A 14,848-nucleotide genomic window follows, 5' to 3' on the forward strand; every position below is an offset into this window, starting at 1 on the left:
ATCATGAGCAAGGGTATTGTTCTTCTTGCCGCCGGTGGAACCGGCGGCCATGTGTTTCCGGCAGAGGCCTTGGCGCATACGCTGACTGCGCGCGGTTATCAGGTGCATCTCGTCACCGACAGCCGCGCCGAGCGTTATGCCGGCAAGTTTCCGGCGGATGAAATTCATGTGGTGCCGTCGGCCACCATCGGCTCGAAAAACCCGATTTCCGTGGTGCGTTCGCTCTGGAAGCTGTGGGTAGGTCTTCGTGCGGCGCGTCGGCTGGTTACGAAACTGAAGCCGGTCGCGGTTGTCGGCTTCGGCGGGTATCCCACCGTGCCGCCGCTTCTGGCATCGACCGGGCTTGGCGTTCCCTCAATCATTCATGAGCAGAATGCGGTGATGGGCCGCGCCAACAAGGCGCTGGCAGCGCGGGTGAAGGCAATCGCCGGCGGTTTCCTGCCGCCTGCCAATGGCCAATATTCCGACAAGACGGTGGCGACCGGCAATCCGGTGCGCCCGGCGGTGCTGGCGGCCTCTGAAATTCCCTATACGCCATCGCAGACGGGGGAGCCTTTCCAGCTTGTGGTTTTCGGCGGTAGCCAGGGTGCGCAGTTCTTTTCGAGCGCCGTTCCGGCAGCGATCTGCCTGATGAAGGACGAGCAGCGCAAGCGCGTCGTCGTGACCCAGCAGGCCCGGCCCGAAGACAAGGACAGCGTGATAGCCTCCTACCAGAAGCTTGGTGTGAAGGCTGACGTTTCACCCTTCTTCGGTGACATGGCTTCGCGCATCGCTGAGGCCGATCTCGTTATCAGCCGCTCTGGCGCTTCGACGGTGTCGGAGCTTTCCGTGATCGGTCGTCCGTCGATCCTTGTGCCCTATCCGCATGCGCTCGACCACGATCAGGCGGCCAATGCGGCCGCACTTTCGGCCGCCGGCGGTGCAAGCGTCATCAAGCAGTCGGAACTGTCGCCGCAGAAACTCTCCGGCCTGCTGTCGTCGGCGCTTTCGGAACCGGATCGTCTTTCCTCAACGGCAGCGGCGGCCAAGGCAACCGGGAAACCGCATGCGGCGGAAGTGCTGGCCAATCTGGTGGAGGCGATTGCCGAAGGCCGGTCCGTACAGGAATTTAAAAAGAATAATGAAGGAGTTGGGGCATGAAGATGCCGAAAGCCATAGGCCTTGTCCATTTCATCGGCATAGGCGGGATCGGCATGAGCGGCATTGCCGAAGTGCTTCACAATCTCGGCCATCGCGTTCAGGGATCCGACCAGTCCGATAGCGCCAATGTGCAGCGTCTGCGCGACAAGGGCATCGAGGTTTTTGTCGGCCATACCGCCGATAATCTCGGTGATGCAGAAGTTGTGGTTGTTTCCACCGCCATCAAGAAGAATAATCCGGAATTGATCTCGGCGCGGGAGAAGCACCTGCCGATCGTTCGCCGCGCCGAAATGCTGGCCGAGCTGATGCGCTTCCGCAATGCCATCGCCATCGGCGGCACCCATGGCAAAACCACGACCACCTCCATGGTTGCGACCCTGCTGGAAGCCGGCAATCTCGATCCGACCGTCATCAATGGCGGCATCATCAATGCCTATGGCACCAATGCCCGCATGGGTGAGGGCGAGTGGATGGTGGTGGAGGCCGACGAATCCGACGGTACTTTCCTGAAGCTTCCGGCCGACGTGGCCGTCATTACAAATATCGATCCCGAACATCTGGATCATTACGGCAATTTCGATGCCGTGCGCGCCGCATTCCGGCAGTTCGTTGAAAACGTGCCGTTCTACGGCTTCGGCGTCATGTGTCTCGACCATCCCGAGGTTCAGGCGCTCGTTGGCCGGATCGAGGACCGCAAGGTCATTACCTATGGCGAAAACCCGCAGGCGGATGTGCGATTTTCGAATGTGCGCATCGACGGCACGCGGTCCATCTTCGATGTGGAAATCCGTCGTCGCCGCACCGGCAAGATATTTTCCTTCACGGATCTCGTTCTGCCGATGCCCGGCCGCCACAATGTGTCGAATGCGACTGCGGCGATTGCCGTCGCCAATCGTCTCGGTATTTCGGAAGCCGACATCAAGAAGGGGCTTGCCTCCTTTGCCGGCGTCAAACGCCGCTTCACGTTGACAGGCGAAGCCAATGGCGTGCAGGTCTTCGACGATTACGGTCATCATCCGGTTGAAATCAAGGCTGTGCTGGCCGCGGCGCGGGAGGCCTGCAAGGGGCGCATCATCGCCGTGCACCAGCCGCACCGCTATAGCCGTCTTTCCAGCCTGTTTGACGATTTCGCGCATTGCTTTAACGATGCTGACACGATTATTCTTGCTCCGGTCTATGCCGCGGGCGAAGATCCGATCGAAGGCGCAAGTTCGGAAGCGCTGGTGTCGGCCATCAAGGCTGCCGGCCACCGCGACGCCCGTTTTCTCGAAAAGCGGGAGGACCTTGCGTCGCAGGTTGCAGCCATTGCGAAACCGGGTGATTTCGTGGTTCTCTTGGGGGCTGGGAATATCACGCAATGGGCAGCGGTGCTGCCTTCGGAATTGAAGAGCATATCAGGAAAGTCTGAATGAGACAGGTCGATGGGGTAAAATTGCTGGGGAGGCTCGGCGACGGGGTAAAGGAATTGCGGGGACGTCTGACACCGGATGCGCCCATGGACCGCGTGACGTGGTTCAGAGCCGGCGGTTTGGCGGAAGTCATGTTCCAGCCGCACGACACTGATGATCTTATTGCCTTCCTGAAAATTCTGCCGGAAGACGTGCCGTTGACCGTGGTCGGCGTCGGCTCGAACCTTCTGGTGCGCGATGGCGGCATTCCGGGCGTCGTCGTCCGTCTGTCCGCCAAGGGTTTCGGCCAGGTGGAGCTTGCCGGCGAGAACCGTATCAAGGCTGGCGCGATCTGCCCGGACAAGCATATTGCCGCCATGGCCATGGATAACGGTATCGGTGGGTTCCATTTCTTTTACGGCATTCCCGGTTCCATCGGTGGCGCGCTGCGCATGAATGCCGGCGCCAATGGCGGCGAGACGCGCGATCGCGTCGTGGAAGTCTATGCGGTCGACCGGCAGGGTAACCAGCATGTGCTTTCCAATGCCGATATGGGCTATAGCTACCGCCATTCCGGCGCCGATGTCGGCCTGATCTTCACCGGTGCGCTGTTTGAAGGTTATCCGGAAGACAAGGCGAAAATCCGCGCCGATATGGACGCCGTGCGCCATCACCGCGAAACCGTGCAGCCGATCCGCGAGCAGACGGGTGGTTCGACCTTCAAGAATCCCGAAGGTCATTCGGCCTGGGAGTTGATCGACGAGACGGGTGGCCGCGGTCTGGTCATCGGCGGCGCGCAGATGTCATCGCTGCATTGCAATTTCATGATAAATACCGGCCATGCGACCGGCTACGATCTGGAATATCTCGGCGAGACCATCCGCAGGCGGGTATTCGAAAAGTCGGGCATTCGGCTGGAATGGGAAATCAAGCGCCTTGGCCTGTTCATGCCGGGTCGGGAAGTGGAGCCTTTCCTGGGGGCTTGAGAATGAATGGCCGGTGAAGGCGCAACGGTTGAAGACGAGCGGGAGCGGCGTCGGCTGGACATTGCTTCCAACGAGCGCCGCAAGCTCATGGCCAATGCGCTGGATCGGTTGTCTACGGCCTTTATTGCCCTCGGCGTTGTCGGTCAGGCATTGTCGTTGACGCCGGCGTCGGCGAGTGTTTTCAGTATCGTCGTCATGACAGGTTGGATTTTAGGGGCTGTTATACTACATTTGATAGCAAGACGTGTGCTTGGAGGCCTAAGACTATGACCTCGCAGATATTCATCTGGTACGTGTTTCCCTGGCTAGTCTCGGCGATAGGCTTGTGCTGGTTGGTTTACGACCACTACAAACATCCGGGGCGCTGATAGACACCCAAATAAAAGCCCGCGAAACGACAGTTTCGCGGGCTTTTTTGCTGTCAGCATTTATGCGGCTCAGACTTCGTCCTTGCGGGACAGAAGAATGCAGGCAAGCGTGATGATGGCGGAGACGCAGAGGTAATAACCGACGTAACCCATGCCGTAATTCACCTGCAGCCATGTGGCGATATAGGGCGCCAGCGATGCGCCGAAGATGCCGGCCATGTTGAAGGTGATGGACGAGCCGGTGTAGCGCACGCGGGTCGGGAAGGGGGCGGCGAGCGCCGTTCCGATCAGGCCATAGGTCATGCCCATCAGCGTCATGGCCAGAGCTGCGAAGACGAAGATCGAACCTTCGCTGCCGGTCATCAGGCTGGGCAGCAGGAAGGAGAACAGGCCGATCAGCACTGTCGTCAGGATCAGGATTTCGCGACGGCCGAATTTCTCCGCGAGCTTGCCGGCGATCGGGATGAAGATGCCGAAAACTATGGAGCCGAGGATCTGCACTTCCAGCGCGTCGAGGAACGGGATTTTCAGAACCTTGACGTTGTAGGAGAGCAGATAGGCGGTGCCGATGTAGAACAGCACGAAGGTGGCCAGAGCCACGAAGGTGCCCAGCACGAGGCTGCGCTTGTGGTTGCGGAACAGTTCCGCGACCGGCACGGCCACACGTTCTTCCTTTTCAATGGCTTTCTGGAAGTCGGGCGTTTCGGTGATCGACAGGCGAACCCACATGCCGACTGCGATCAGGATGATCGAGGCGACGAAGGGAATGCGCCAGCCCCAGCTTAAGAGCGCTTCCTGCGACATGAAGTGCAGGAGAATCCAGAACACACCGGAGGAGAGGAACAGGCCGACGGGTGCGCCAAGCTGCGGGAACATGCCGTACCAGCTGCGCTTGCCCGGAGGTGCGTTTTCCGTGGCGAGCAGGACCGCGCCGCCCCATTCGCCGCCAAGGCCGAAGCCCTGGCCGAAACGGCAAAGCGCGAGCAGCAGCGGCGCAAGAACGCCGGCGGTTTCATAGGAGGGCAGGAGGCCGATCACGACCGTTGAAACACCCATGGTCAGAAGGGCGGCAACGAGAGTTGTCTTGCGGCCGACGCGGTCACCATAGTGGCCGAAGACGACAGCGCCGAGCGGGCGGGCGAAAAAGGCGATGGAGAAGGTGGCGAAGGACGCCAGAAGTGCCGTCATCGGATCGTTGTTCGGGAAGAACAATGCCGGGAACACGAGCACTGCGGCCGTGGCGTAAACGTAAAAATCGAAAAACTCGATGGTCGTGCCGACCAGGCTGGCAGTGAGAACTCGTGCAGGCGAATTTGTCTTTACAACGTTCGAATTGCCAGCTGTCGACGATACCGGAGATATCGCGTCAGTCATGGTTTGGGTTCCATTTCAGATGATTGGAATGTCATGCCTTGGGAGGCAGGGACTGCGTTAACGCAATTTTTGTTCTTATGGAATGCTAAAAAAGAAATAATGCAAATAATGTGATCTTTGAAAGCAACGGGTCTGATGGGCGGCCTCCGGATGCGATTCCGTGATTGAGAGACTGATTCAGGCCGCGGATTTAAAACGCTGAAACGTCAGATAATTTTCACTGGGGAAAAGCGCCGTTCGTTAACGTTTCGGCCTTGCTTTCAGCGGGGAGCGGCAGGCGCGTTGTCGGGGCTTTATTTCCGATCATTGAAAACCTGCATGTTGCAATCCATGCAACTCTCTGATTCCAAGGAGGGAATCCGGATCGATGCTGATTCTTTAATGGAACTCGGCATGTTGGGCGCGGTGGTTAACGAAAGTAAACGATTCATTAACCTTAATGGCGTTTAACTGATCTCAAGGGTCATGTGCCAGAATCACCGTCCGTCAAATTCGGTCGGTTTGGGCGTGGTTCGTAACGGAGAGTTGGTGTCAGAGGGTTCGATGGGCGGCAAGCACGTAGCTGTTCTTTTGGGTGGGTTTTCGTCGGAGCGGCCGGTCAGCCTCTCGTCGGGCAACGCTTGCGCGCTTGCGCTGGAAGGCGAGGGCTACAAGGTCACCCGGGTCGATGTAGGGCGCGATGTCGCTGCCGTTCTCGCGGAACTGCGCCCGGACGTTGCCTTCAATGCGCTGCATGGCCCCTTCGGTGAAGATGGCACCATTCAGGGCATTCTCGAATATCTGGCCATTCCCTATACCCATTCCGGCGTGCTGGCTTCCGCGCTCGCCATGGACAAGGCGCAGGCCAAGAAGGTTGCTGCCGCCGCCGGCATTCCGGTTGCTGCCGAGCGCGTCATGAACCGCTTCGATTTCACCAGCGAACACCCGCTCGCGCCGCCCTATGTGGTGAAGCCGGTGCGTGAAGGTTCGAGCTTCGGCGTCGTGATCGTCAAGGAAGACCAGTCGCATCCGCCGCAAATCCTCACCTCGTCGGAATGGCGCTACGGCGATCAGGTCATGGTCGAACGTTATATTCATGGCCGCGAACTGACCTGCGGCGTGCTCGATGGCGAGGCGCTTGGCGTCACGGAAGTGGTGCCGCTCGGTCACAATTTTTATGATTATGATGCGAAATATGCGGCTGGTGGCTCGAAACATGTCATTCCCGCAGAAATTTCACCGAAAATTTACCAAAAAATTCAAACACTGGCGGTTATGGCGCATCGGGCGATCGGGTGCCGTGGCGTAAGCCGTTCAGACTTTCGTTACGACGACCGCTTCTCAGAAGATGGCGAAGTTATCTGGCTTGAAGTGAATACACAGCCGGGCATGACGCCGACCTCCCTGGTGCCGGAAATGGCGGCCCATGCTGGCCGCTCCTTTGGTAACCTTGTCAGCTGGATGGTGGAGGACGCTTCGTGTTTGCGGTGACCGGCAAAAAGTCGACGGCAAAAAAGCGCGAGCAATATGCGGCGGCGGCCAGTGCCGACGATCGCAGGGTGCTGCCGCGTCCGCTGCGTCGCTTCGTGCGTTTCGGTGTCAGCCTTGCGACCGGACGCATTCACATTCCCGCCCATACGGGTACGATTTCGGCCATCGCTTTTTACGCGGTGACCGGGCTTTACGGCATGTCGCTCGGCGGCCACACCAACATCGTCACCCAGACCACGACATCGGCTGCGGGCTTTGCGGTTGAAGACGTGAAGGTCTCCGGCAATCGCCAGACGTCGGAAATCGAAGTCTTCCAGCTTCTCGGCCTCGATGGCAGCACCTCGCTCATCGCGCTCGATATCGATGCGGCGCGCCGTAAGCTCGTGCAGCTTCCCTGGGTGGAAGATGTCGATATCCGCAAGGTCTATCCCAAGACCGTCGAGGTTCGCCTGAAGGAGCGTGAAGCCTTCGGCATCTGGCAGCACGGAACGGAACTGTCGCTGATCGAAAAAAGCGGCAGCGTGATTGCTCCGCTGCGTGACAATAAATTCGCCGAGTTGCCGCTGTTTGTCGGACGTGATGCGGAGACCGGTGCTGCCGGTTTTGTCGGGCAGCTGGCCGACTGGCCGGAAATCCGCAACCGTGTCCGTGCCTATGTCCGCATTGCCGGCCGTCGCTGGGATCTGCATCTCGATAACGGCATCGTGGTCAAGCTGCCGGAAGAAAACCTGCCGCAGGCGCTGCAACTGCTGGCGCGGCTCGATCTCGAGGAAAAGGTTCTGTCGCGCGATGTCGCCGCGGTCGATCTCAGGCTCGCGGACCGCACCACGATCCAGCTGACCGAAGGGGCGACAGAGCGCCGTCAGGCCGCCGTCGATGCGCGCACCAAGGCTCTCAAGAAGGCGGAGAAGAACACATGAGCTTATTCGGTTCTTCCCATTTCGGCCTGCCTCGCCTGAAGCCGCTTTCCTCCAAGCGTAGCCACATCGTCTCGGTGCTGGATATCGGCTCGACCAAGGTCGTATGCATGATCGGCCGGCTGACGCCGCGCCAGGAGAGCGAAATCCTACCCGGTCGCACCCACAAGGTCGAAATCATCGGCATCGGCCATCAGCGTTCGCGCGGCGTGAAGTCAGGCGTGATCGCCGATCTCGACGCGCTGGAAGGCGTCATCCGTCTTTCGGTCGATGCGGCCGAACGCATGGCGGGGCTTACCGTCGACAGCCTGATCGTCAATGTTTCGGCAGGACGGCTGGCGAGCGATATCTATACCGCGAGCATCGATCTTGGCGGACAGGAAGTGGAAGCAAGCGACCTGCGCAAGGTTCTGGTGGCGGCAAGCCAGCAGTCCATGCGCCAGGACCGGGCGATCCTGCATTCGCTGCCGACGGGCTATTCGCTGGACGGCGAGCGCGGCATTCGCGATCCGCTCTCCATGTATGGCGACCTTCTTGGCGTCGACATGCATGTGGTGACAGTCGAACGCACGGCGCTGAAGAACCTCGAGCTTTGCGTCAATCGCGCGCATCTTTCGGTCGAAGGCATGGTGGCGACGCCCTATGCCAGCGGTCTTGCGGCGCTGGTGGATGACGAAGTCGAACTCGGCTGTGCGGCCATCGACATGGGCGGCGGCACCACGACAATCTCGGTTTTCGCCGAAGGCCGGCTCATTCACACCGATGCGATCGGCCTTGGCGGCCATCACGTCACCACAGATCTTGCACGTGGCCTCTCGACACGAATCGAAGATGCGGAGAGACTGAAGGTGGTGCATGGTTCGGCTTTGCTGAATGGCGCGGATGAGCGCGACATGATTTCGATCCCGCCGATTGGCGAAGATGATCGCGATCAACCATCGCAAGTTTCAAGAGCACTTGTAACCCGCATCGTGCGGGCGCGTATCGAAGAGACGCTGGAATTGATCCGTGATCGCATCCAGAAGTCCGGCTTCAGCCCCATCGTCGGCAAGCGCGTTGTCCTGACCGGCGGCGCGAGCCAGCTGACGGGGCTGCCGGAAACGGCACGGCGCATTCTCGCCCGCAACGTTCGCATCGGTCGCCCCATGGGCGTGGCCGGTCTTCCGGTAGCGGCAAAGGGACCGGCATTTTCAACCGCCTGCGGACTGATGATCTATCCGCAGGTGGCGGACATCGAAATTCATGCGGCGCAAGGCGGAATGTTCTCGCCGTTTGGTACGGGTAGCGGCCGGATAGCCCGGGTGGGGCAATGGCTGAAAGAGAGTTTTTGAGTGGCCTCGTGGCGTAAGCCGGAGGTTTCAGAGTTGAGTTTTCAAGAATCGGCCAGCGGGGCGATGCGGCCAGAGAAAGAAGGAATGGTAAAATGACGATACAGCTGCAAAAGCCTGATATCACCGAGCTGAAGCCACGCATCACCGTTTTCGGTGTTGGTGGCGGTGGCGGTAACGCTGTCAACAACATGATCACGGCCGGCCTCCAGGGTGTCGACTTCGTCGTCGCCAACACGGATGCCCAGGCACTGACCATGACGAAGGCAGATCGGGTCATCCAGCTCGGCGTCAACGTCACCGAGGGTCTCGGCGCCGGTTCCCAGCCGGAAGTCGGCCGCGCCGCCGCTGAAGAATGCATCGATGAGATCATCGACCACCTGAACGGCACCCACATGTGCTTCGTCACCGCCGGCATGGGCGGCGGCACCGGCACCGGTGCTGCACCTGTCGTCGCACAGGCGGCCCGCAACAAGGGCATCCTGACGGTCGGCGTCGTCACCAAGCCTTTCCATTTCGAAGGCGGCCGCCGCATGCGTCTTGCCGAACAGGGCATCGAGGAACTGCAGAAGTCCGTCGATACGCTGATCGTCATTCCGAACCAGAACCTTTTCCGCATCGCCAATGACAAGACGACCTTTGCCGACGCCTTCGCCATGGCCGACCAGGTTCTCTATTCGGGCGTTGCCTGCATCACCGATCTGATGGTGAAGGAAGGTCTCATCAACCTCGACTTCGCCGACGTCCGCTCGGTCATGCGTGAAATGGGCCGCGCAATGATGGGCACCGGCGAAGCTTCCGGTCCGGGCCGTGCAATGCAGGCTGCGGAAGCGGCAATCGCCAACCCGTTGCTCGACGAAACCTCGATGAAGGGTGCACAGGGCCTGTTGATCTCCATCACCGGCGGTCGCGACCTTACCCTGTTCGAAGTCGACGAGGCTGCAACCCGTATCCGCGAAGAAGTCGATCCGGATGCCAACATCATCCTCGGCGCCACCTTCGATGAAGCTCTGGAAGGTCTCATCCGCGTGTCCGTCGTCGCCACCGGCATCGACCGCGTTGCGGGCATTGGCGAACAGAATGTTGCCGAAATGCGCGCTGCTGCCGCCAAGCCGCTTATCCGTCCTTCCGCGGCCGTTGCTTCTGCTCCGGCCGCAGTTCAGCCTGCCCAGTCAGTATCGCAGGCACCCAAGACCGTAGACCCGATCGCCCAGACCATCCGTTCGGCGGAAGCTGAAATGGAACGCGAACTCGGTTTCGCCGCACACCAGCAGCCGGCCCAGGATTTCCGTCCGCAGAGCAAGCTGTTCGCATCGTCCCCGGCTGAAGCGCCGGCTCTGCGTCCGGCCCAGCCGGTTCAGCAGGCCGCTCCGGCCCCGATTGCTCCGGCACCGGTCTACCACGCTCCGGAACAGGTTGCCGCCCCGGCTCCGCGCATGCAGCAGCCGCAGGCTCCTGTCTATCAGGAACAGGCGCCGGTTGCCCGCCAGCCCGAGCCGGTACGTATGCCGAAGGTTGAGGACTTCCCGCCGGTCGTGAAGGCCGAGATGGATCATCGTGATCGCGCTACTCCGGTTGCACAGGAAGAGCGTGGCCCGATGGGTCTTCTGAAGCGCATCACCAACTCGCTTGGCCGCCGCGAAGAGGAAGAAGTTCCCTCCGACATGATGGATGCGCCGAGCATGGCGCCGCAGCGCCGCGCGCCGCTTTCGCCGGAAGCCAGCCTCTACGCACCGCGTCGTGGCCAGCTTGACGACCACGGTCGCGCAACGCCCGCATCGTCCAGCCATCATGATGACGACCAGCTGGAAATTCCGGCCTTCCTGCGCCGCCAGTCTAACTAAAGGCGATTCCATCCGCCTCTTCAAACGCCCGGGTTTCACGACCCGGGCGTTTCGTTTATTTTGCGTGATTAACACTAAATTAATTTTCGTTTTCAATGGTTTAGGCGTGTAACAATCCGAAACGAACAGTGATTTGTCGTGGCACCTACATGTGCGTATGTATGAGGCTGGGTAAAGGAAAATACGGACTTGGCCGGTCGCCAAAACCGGCTTTAAAACTTGAACGGCGCTTCACCAAACGGCGCGGTTTGCAAAACAAGGCATATACGCATGACTATCGGACTGCTCGGATTTCAGACAACTATCGCAAATGCTGTTCAGCTTAAAGGCATTGGCGTGCATTCCGGCAATCCGGTCTCTATGACGTTCCAGCCCGCAGAAGCTGGAACGGGCATCGTATTCCATCGCCTTCATGACAATGGCAACGTCACCGAGTTGAAGGCGGTTTCGGCCAATGTCGGCAATACCGACCTGTGCACCGTGCTCGGCCGTTCGCTGTCCCAGTCAGTGGCGACGATCGAGCACGTCATGGCCGCCATCTACGCCATGGGCCTCGACAATCTCGTCGTTGAGGTTGACGGTCCGGAAGCGCCGATCATGGATGGCAGCTCTGCTCCCTTCATCGAAGCCATCGAATCGGTCGGCATCAAGAACCTCGGTGCGAAGCGCCGTTATATTCGCGTCACCAAGCCGGTGCGCATCGACTCGGGCGCGTCCTGGGCGGAATTCCGTCCTTATGACGGCACACGCTTTGAGGTCGACATCGATTTCGACACGCCGCTGATCGGCAAGCAGTCCTGGAAGGGCGACCTGACGGCTGAGACGTTCAAGAATGAACTGTCGCGCGCCCGTACCTTCGGTTTCATGCGTGACGTGGAGCGCCTGTGGGCTGCCGGTTACGCGCTCGGCTCCTCGCTTGAGAATTCGGTCGTCATTTCCGATGACAACAGCGTCATCAACATGGAAGGCCTGCGTTACGCCAAGGACGAATTCGTCCGTCACAAGACGCTGGACGCCGTGGGCGACCTGGCGCTTGCCGGCGCGCAGTTCATCGGCTGCTATCGCTCCTATCGCGGTGGCCACAAGGTCAATGCCAATGCGCTGAAGGCGCTGCTGAGCGACCGCACGGCTTACGAGATCGTCGAGGCACCGGCTGCCCGCAACCAGATGGTGCGCGCCCGCGAATTCGTACCGGTCAACATGCCGGAATTTGCGCCCTGGTCTGCTTAAGTTTGTTCGCAGGCTATCGATTGACAGAAAAGGCCGCTCCCTTGGGGGCGGCTTTTTTATGATGCAGGGCAAGATGTTTCGTCATATCGCCTGATATTCATGCGATTGCGCGCGCGGATGCCATAAAAATGCGTTAATGCGTCATCATTGCGTTGCCCTGCGGATGCTTTTATGGCTAGAAACGCCAGTGCAAAGCCGATGCTTATGTATTTGCGCGGGAAGTGGGAACTGTCGAATGAAGCATGTAGGGTCTGGTGCGATGAAGGGTACGATGCGGGGGATCGCCGTTTCGTTGTTGTTGGTCGGTGCAAGTGTTGCCGTCACGGCCTGCCAGTCCGATCCGGATATCGACATTACCAAGCTCGGTTTTGAATCCGATCCGCCTGATGTTCTGTACAAGCAGGGGCTTGCCAACATGAACGCCGGCAACATGACGGAAGCCTCACGCAAGTTCGAGGCGATCGACAAGCAATATCCATTCACCGAATGGGGCCAGAAGGCGCTTGTCATGCAGACCTTCATTGCGACGCGCACCAACAAGAATGATGTGGCCATCACCAACGGCAGCCGCTTCCTGCGGCAATATCCGCGTTCCAAGGATGCCGCTTACGTTCAGTATATGATCGGCCTTGCCTATTCGAAGCAGATTTCCGACGTGACGCAGGACCAGCGCGCAGCCCAGCGCACGGTCGAGGCGATGAACAAGGTGGTCAACGACTATCCCGATTCGGAATATGTCGCCGATGCGCAGGCCAAGATCCGTTTCGCCCGCGACCAGCTCGCCGGCCGCGAAATGCAGGTCGGTCGTTATTACCTTGAGCGCAAGGAATATCTCGCCGCCGTTTCGCGTTTCCGAATCGTCGTCGAGCAGTACCAGAACACCAACCAGATCGAGGAAGCGCTGGCGCGTCTGACGGAGGCCTATTATGCGATGGGTCTTGCCGACGAGGCGCAAACTGCGGCCGCTGTTCTCGGCAACAACTATCCCGACAGCCAATGGTATGCGGACTCCTACAAGCTGCTGAAGGGTCAGGGGCTGGAGCCGCGTGAAAACAAGGGGTCCTGGATTTCGCGCGCCGGCAAGAAGCTTATCGGCGCCTGAGACGGGGCATAGGCCATGCTGGTCCAGCTCTCGATTCGCGATATCGTCCTGATTGAAAGGCTCGACCTCGGTTTTGAGGCGGGCCTTTCGGTGTTGACGGGTGAGACGGGCGCGGGCAAATCCATTCTGCTCGACAGTCTCTCCCTTGCGCTGGGCGGCCGGGGTGATGGCGGCCTCGTGCGCCACGGCGAAGAGAAAGGGCAGGTTACCGCCGCTTTCGAAGTGCCGAATAATCATCCGACGCGGCTGCTGCTGCGCGAAAACGGTCTCGATGACGATGGCGATCTGATTTTCCGCCGGGTGCAATCCGCCGACGGCAGGACCAAGGCCTATATCAACGATCAGGCCATCAGCGTGCAGATGATGCGCCAGCTCGGGCAATTGCTGGTGGAAATTCACGGCCAGCATGATGACCGCGCCCTTGTTGATACCGATGCCCACCGCACGCTGCTGGACGCCTTTGCCGGGCTTACCGATGAGGCCCGCGCCGTTCAGGGTTTCTACCGCACCTGGAAAGACGCCGAGCGTGCCCTGAAGACCCACCGCGCCAAGGTGGAGGCAGCAGCCCGCGAGGCGGATTATCTGCGCTCTTCCGTCGAGGAACTGGAAGGGCTTTCGCCGCGTGACGGCGAAGAGGATGAACTGGCCGAGCGCCGTGCTGTGATGCAGAAATCCGAACGCATCGCCGGCGATATCGCTGAAGCCAGCGAGTTTCTGAACGGCAATGCTTCGCCCGTGCCTGTCATAGCATCCATGATGCGTCGGCTCGAGCGCAAGAGCCATGAAGCGCCGGGATTGCTGGAAGACACCGTGCAATTGCTGGATGCCGCGCTTGACAACCTTTCCAATGCGCAGATGGAAGTGGAGGCGGCGTTGCGCCGCACCGAGTTCGATCCGCGTGAGCTGGAGCGGGTGGAGGAGCGACTGTTCGCGCTGCGCGCCGCCGGCCGTAAATATAATGTCGCGGTGCCTGACCTGCCGGCTCTTGCCGAAAAAATGGTGGCTGATCTCGCTGATCTCGATGCCGGTGAAGAAAAGCTTGGCAAGCTGGAGGCCAATCTCGGCGTCGTCAAAGCTGATTTTGACCGTGCTGCCCAGTCACTTTCCGACAAACGCCGCCATGCGGCGGATGCACTTTCCGGTGCTGTGATGGCCGAGCTTCCGGCGCTGAAGCTGGAGCGGGCGCGGTTCACCGTCGAGGTAACCTCCGATACCGAGCAGGCGACGGCCGACGGCATCGACACGGTGGAATTCCACGTTCAGACCAATCCGGGCACACGGCCGGGGCCGATCATGAAAGTCGCCTCGGGCGGCGAATTGTCCCGCTTCCTGTTGGCGCTGAAAGTGGCGCTGGCGGATCGCGGTTCGGCACCGACTCTGGTGTTCGATGAAATCGATACGGGTGTTGGTGGTGCTGTGGCGGACGCTATCGGCCAGCGGTTACGTCGCTTGTCGAAGACCGTGCAGGTTCTGTCCGTTACCCATGCGCCGCAGGTGGCGGCGCGGGCTGCGACCCATCTTCTCATTTCCAAGGGTCCATCCGGCGATGGCAGCGAGCGCATCGCCACCCGCGTCGCTACCATGGAGCCGAAACACCGCACCGAAGAGATTGCCCGCATGCTTGCCGGCGCGTCGGTAACGGATGAGGCGAGGGCTGCGGCGGCCCGTCTGCTGGCAGCCAAGGACTGACTGCTGCCGATA

The 14,848-nt window shown here is 60.0% G+C and carries 12 protein-coding genes; 11 read left to right on the top strand and 1 reads right to left on the bottom strand.

All coding sequences use genetic code 11. From position 1 onward, the window contains the following. Positions 1-3: 3 nt before the first annotated feature. Genes murG through ACQZ5F_RS02430 form a run of 4 tightly spaced genes read left to right on the top strand, consistent with a single transcriptional unit; the run spans position 4 to position 3,784 of the window. A complete protein-coding gene (gene murG / locus ACQZ5F_RS02415) occupies positions 4-1,140 on the top strand; it encodes an undecaprenyldiphospho-muramoylpentapeptide beta-N-acetylglucosaminyltransferase (protein ID WP_225339126.1) in 1,137 nt (378 codons plus the stop codon). Continuing rightward, complete coding sequence (gene murC, locus ACQZ5F_RS02420) at positions 1,137-2,552, top strand: UDP-N-acetylmuramate--L-alanine ligase (RefSeq protein WP_052818011.1); 1,416 nt, start codon at positions 1,137-1,139, stop codon at positions 2,550-2,552. Before murG ends, murC begins: the two co-directional genes overlap by 4 nt. Then, positions 2,549-3,514, top strand: a complete 966-nt coding sequence (gene murB / locus ACQZ5F_RS02425; protein ID WP_225339127.1) for a UDP-N-acetylmuramate dehydrogenase — start codon at positions 2,549-2,551, stop codon at positions 3,512-3,514. The genes murC and murB overlap by 4 nt, the downstream gene beginning before the upstream one ends. Before the next feature lie 6 nt (positions 3,515-3,520). Then, the gene (locus tag ACQZ5F_RS02430; RefSeq protein ID WP_225339128.1) at positions 3,521-3,784 is read left to right on the top strand and encodes a hypothetical protein; all 264 of its coding nucleotides are present in this window, start codon (positions 3,521-3,523) and stop codon (positions 3,782-3,784) included. Between the two features lie 167 nt (positions 3,785-3,951). Here ACQZ5F_RS02430 and ACQZ5F_RS02435 read toward each other — a convergent pair whose 3' ends face one another. After that, on the bottom strand, positions 3,952-5,256 hold the full coding sequence (locus ACQZ5F_RS02435; RefSeq protein WP_046798068.1) for an MFS transporter: 1,305 nt from the start codon (positions 5,254-5,256) through the stop codon (positions 3,952-3,954). A gap of 543 nt (positions 5,257-5,799) precedes the next feature. Here ACQZ5F_RS02435 and ACQZ5F_RS02440 point away from each other — a divergent pair. The 7 genes from ACQZ5F_RS02440 to recN all read left to right on the top strand — a co-directional run bounded on the left by ACQZ5F_RS02440 (position 5,800) and on the right by recN (position 14,836). After that, entirely contained in the window at positions 5,800-6,726 is a 927-nt protein-coding gene (locus tag ACQZ5F_RS02440; RefSeq protein WP_046798069.1) for a D-alanine--D-alanine ligase, read from the top strand. After that, the gene (locus tag ACQZ5F_RS02445; RefSeq protein WP_052760216.1) at positions 6,714-7,646 is read left to right on the top strand and encodes a cell division protein FtsQ/DivIB; all 933 of its coding nucleotides are present in this window, start codon (positions 6,714-6,716) and stop codon (positions 7,644-7,646) included. The genes ACQZ5F_RS02440 and ACQZ5F_RS02445 overlap by 13 nt, the downstream gene beginning before the upstream one ends. Beyond that, positions 7,643-8,974: a cell division protein FtsA gene (ftsA, locus tag ACQZ5F_RS02450; RefSeq protein WP_003522206.1), complete on the top strand. Its 1,332-nt coding sequence runs from the start codon at positions 7,643-7,645 to the stop codon at positions 8,972-8,974. Before ACQZ5F_RS02445 ends, ftsA begins: the two co-directional genes overlap by 4 nt. A 92-nt stretch (positions 8,975-9,066) precedes the next feature. Further along, the gene (gene ftsZ / locus ACQZ5F_RS02455; protein WP_052818007.1) at positions 9,067-10,815 is read left to right on the top strand and encodes a cell division protein FtsZ; all 1,749 of its coding nucleotides are present in this window, start codon (positions 9,067-9,069) and stop codon (positions 10,813-10,815) included. Positions 10,816-11,085: 270 nt separating this feature from the next. After that, positions 11,086-12,045 carry a UDP-3-O-acyl-N-acetylglucosamine deacetylase gene (gene lpxC, locus ACQZ5F_RS02460; RefSeq protein WP_142840265.1) on the top strand — a complete coding sequence of 320 codons (960 nt, stop codon included), beginning with the start codon at positions 11,086-11,088 and terminating at the stop codon, positions 12,043-12,045. Between the two features lie 235 nt (positions 12,046-12,280). Beyond that, positions 12,281-13,147 (top strand): outer membrane protein assembly factor BamD, encoded by an 867-nt coding sequence (locus ACQZ5F_RS02465; RefSeq protein WP_046798072.1) that lies wholly within the window; start codon positions 12,281-12,283, stop codon positions 13,145-13,147. 15 nt (positions 13,148-13,162) lie between these two features. After that, entirely contained in the window at positions 13,163-14,836 is a 1,674-nt protein-coding gene (gene recN / locus ACQZ5F_RS02470) for a DNA repair protein RecN (RefSeq protein ID WP_225339130.1), read from the top strand. Positions 14,837-14,848 lie beyond the last annotated feature (12 nt).

The organism is Agrobacterium sp. 22-210-1 (genome assembly GCF_053522525.1).

What these genes read in the sequence shown, in the direction of transcription:
- murG (WP_225339126.1), top strand. Translation starts at nt 4, where the DNA reads ATGAGCAAGGGTATTGTTCTTCTTGCCGCCGGTGGAACCGGCGGCCAT.
- murC (WP_052818011.1), top strand. Translation starts at nt 1,137, where the DNA reads ATGAAGATGCCGAAAGCCATAGGCCTTGTCCATTTCATCGGCATAGGC.
- murB (WP_225339127.1), top strand. Translation starts at nt 2,549, where the DNA reads ATGAGACAGGTCGATGGGGTAAAATTGCTGGGGAGGCTCGGCGACGGG.
- ACQZ5F_RS02430 (WP_225339128.1), top strand. Translation starts at nt 3,521, where the DNA reads ATGGCCGGTGAAGGCGCAACGGTTGAAGACGAGCGGGAGCGGCGTCGG.
- ACQZ5F_RS02435 (WP_046798068.1), bottom strand. Translation starts at nt 5,256, where the DNA reads ATGACTGACGCGATATCTCCGGTATCGTCGACAGCTGGCAATTCGAAC.
- ACQZ5F_RS02440 (WP_046798069.1), top strand. Translation starts at nt 5,800, where the DNA reads ATGGGCGGCAAGCACGTAGCTGTTCTTTTGGGTGGGTTTTCGTCGGAG.
- ftsA (WP_003522206.1), top strand. Translation starts at nt 7,643, where the DNA reads ATGAGCTTATTCGGTTCTTCCCATTTCGGCCTGCCTCGCCTGAAGCCG.
- ftsZ (WP_052818007.1), top strand. Translation starts at nt 9,067, where the DNA reads ATGACGATACAGCTGCAAAAGCCTGATATCACCGAGCTGAAGCCACGC.
- lpxC (WP_142840265.1), top strand. Translation starts at nt 11,086, where the DNA reads ATGACTATCGGACTGCTCGGATTTCAGACAACTATCGCAAATGCTGTT.
- ACQZ5F_RS02465 (WP_046798072.1), top strand. Translation starts at nt 12,281, where the DNA reads ATGAAGCATGTAGGGTCTGGTGCGATGAAGGGTACGATGCGGGGGATC.
- recN (WP_225339130.1), top strand. Translation starts at nt 13,163, where the DNA reads ATGCTGGTCCAGCTCTCGATTCGCGATATCGTCCTGATTGAAAGGCTC.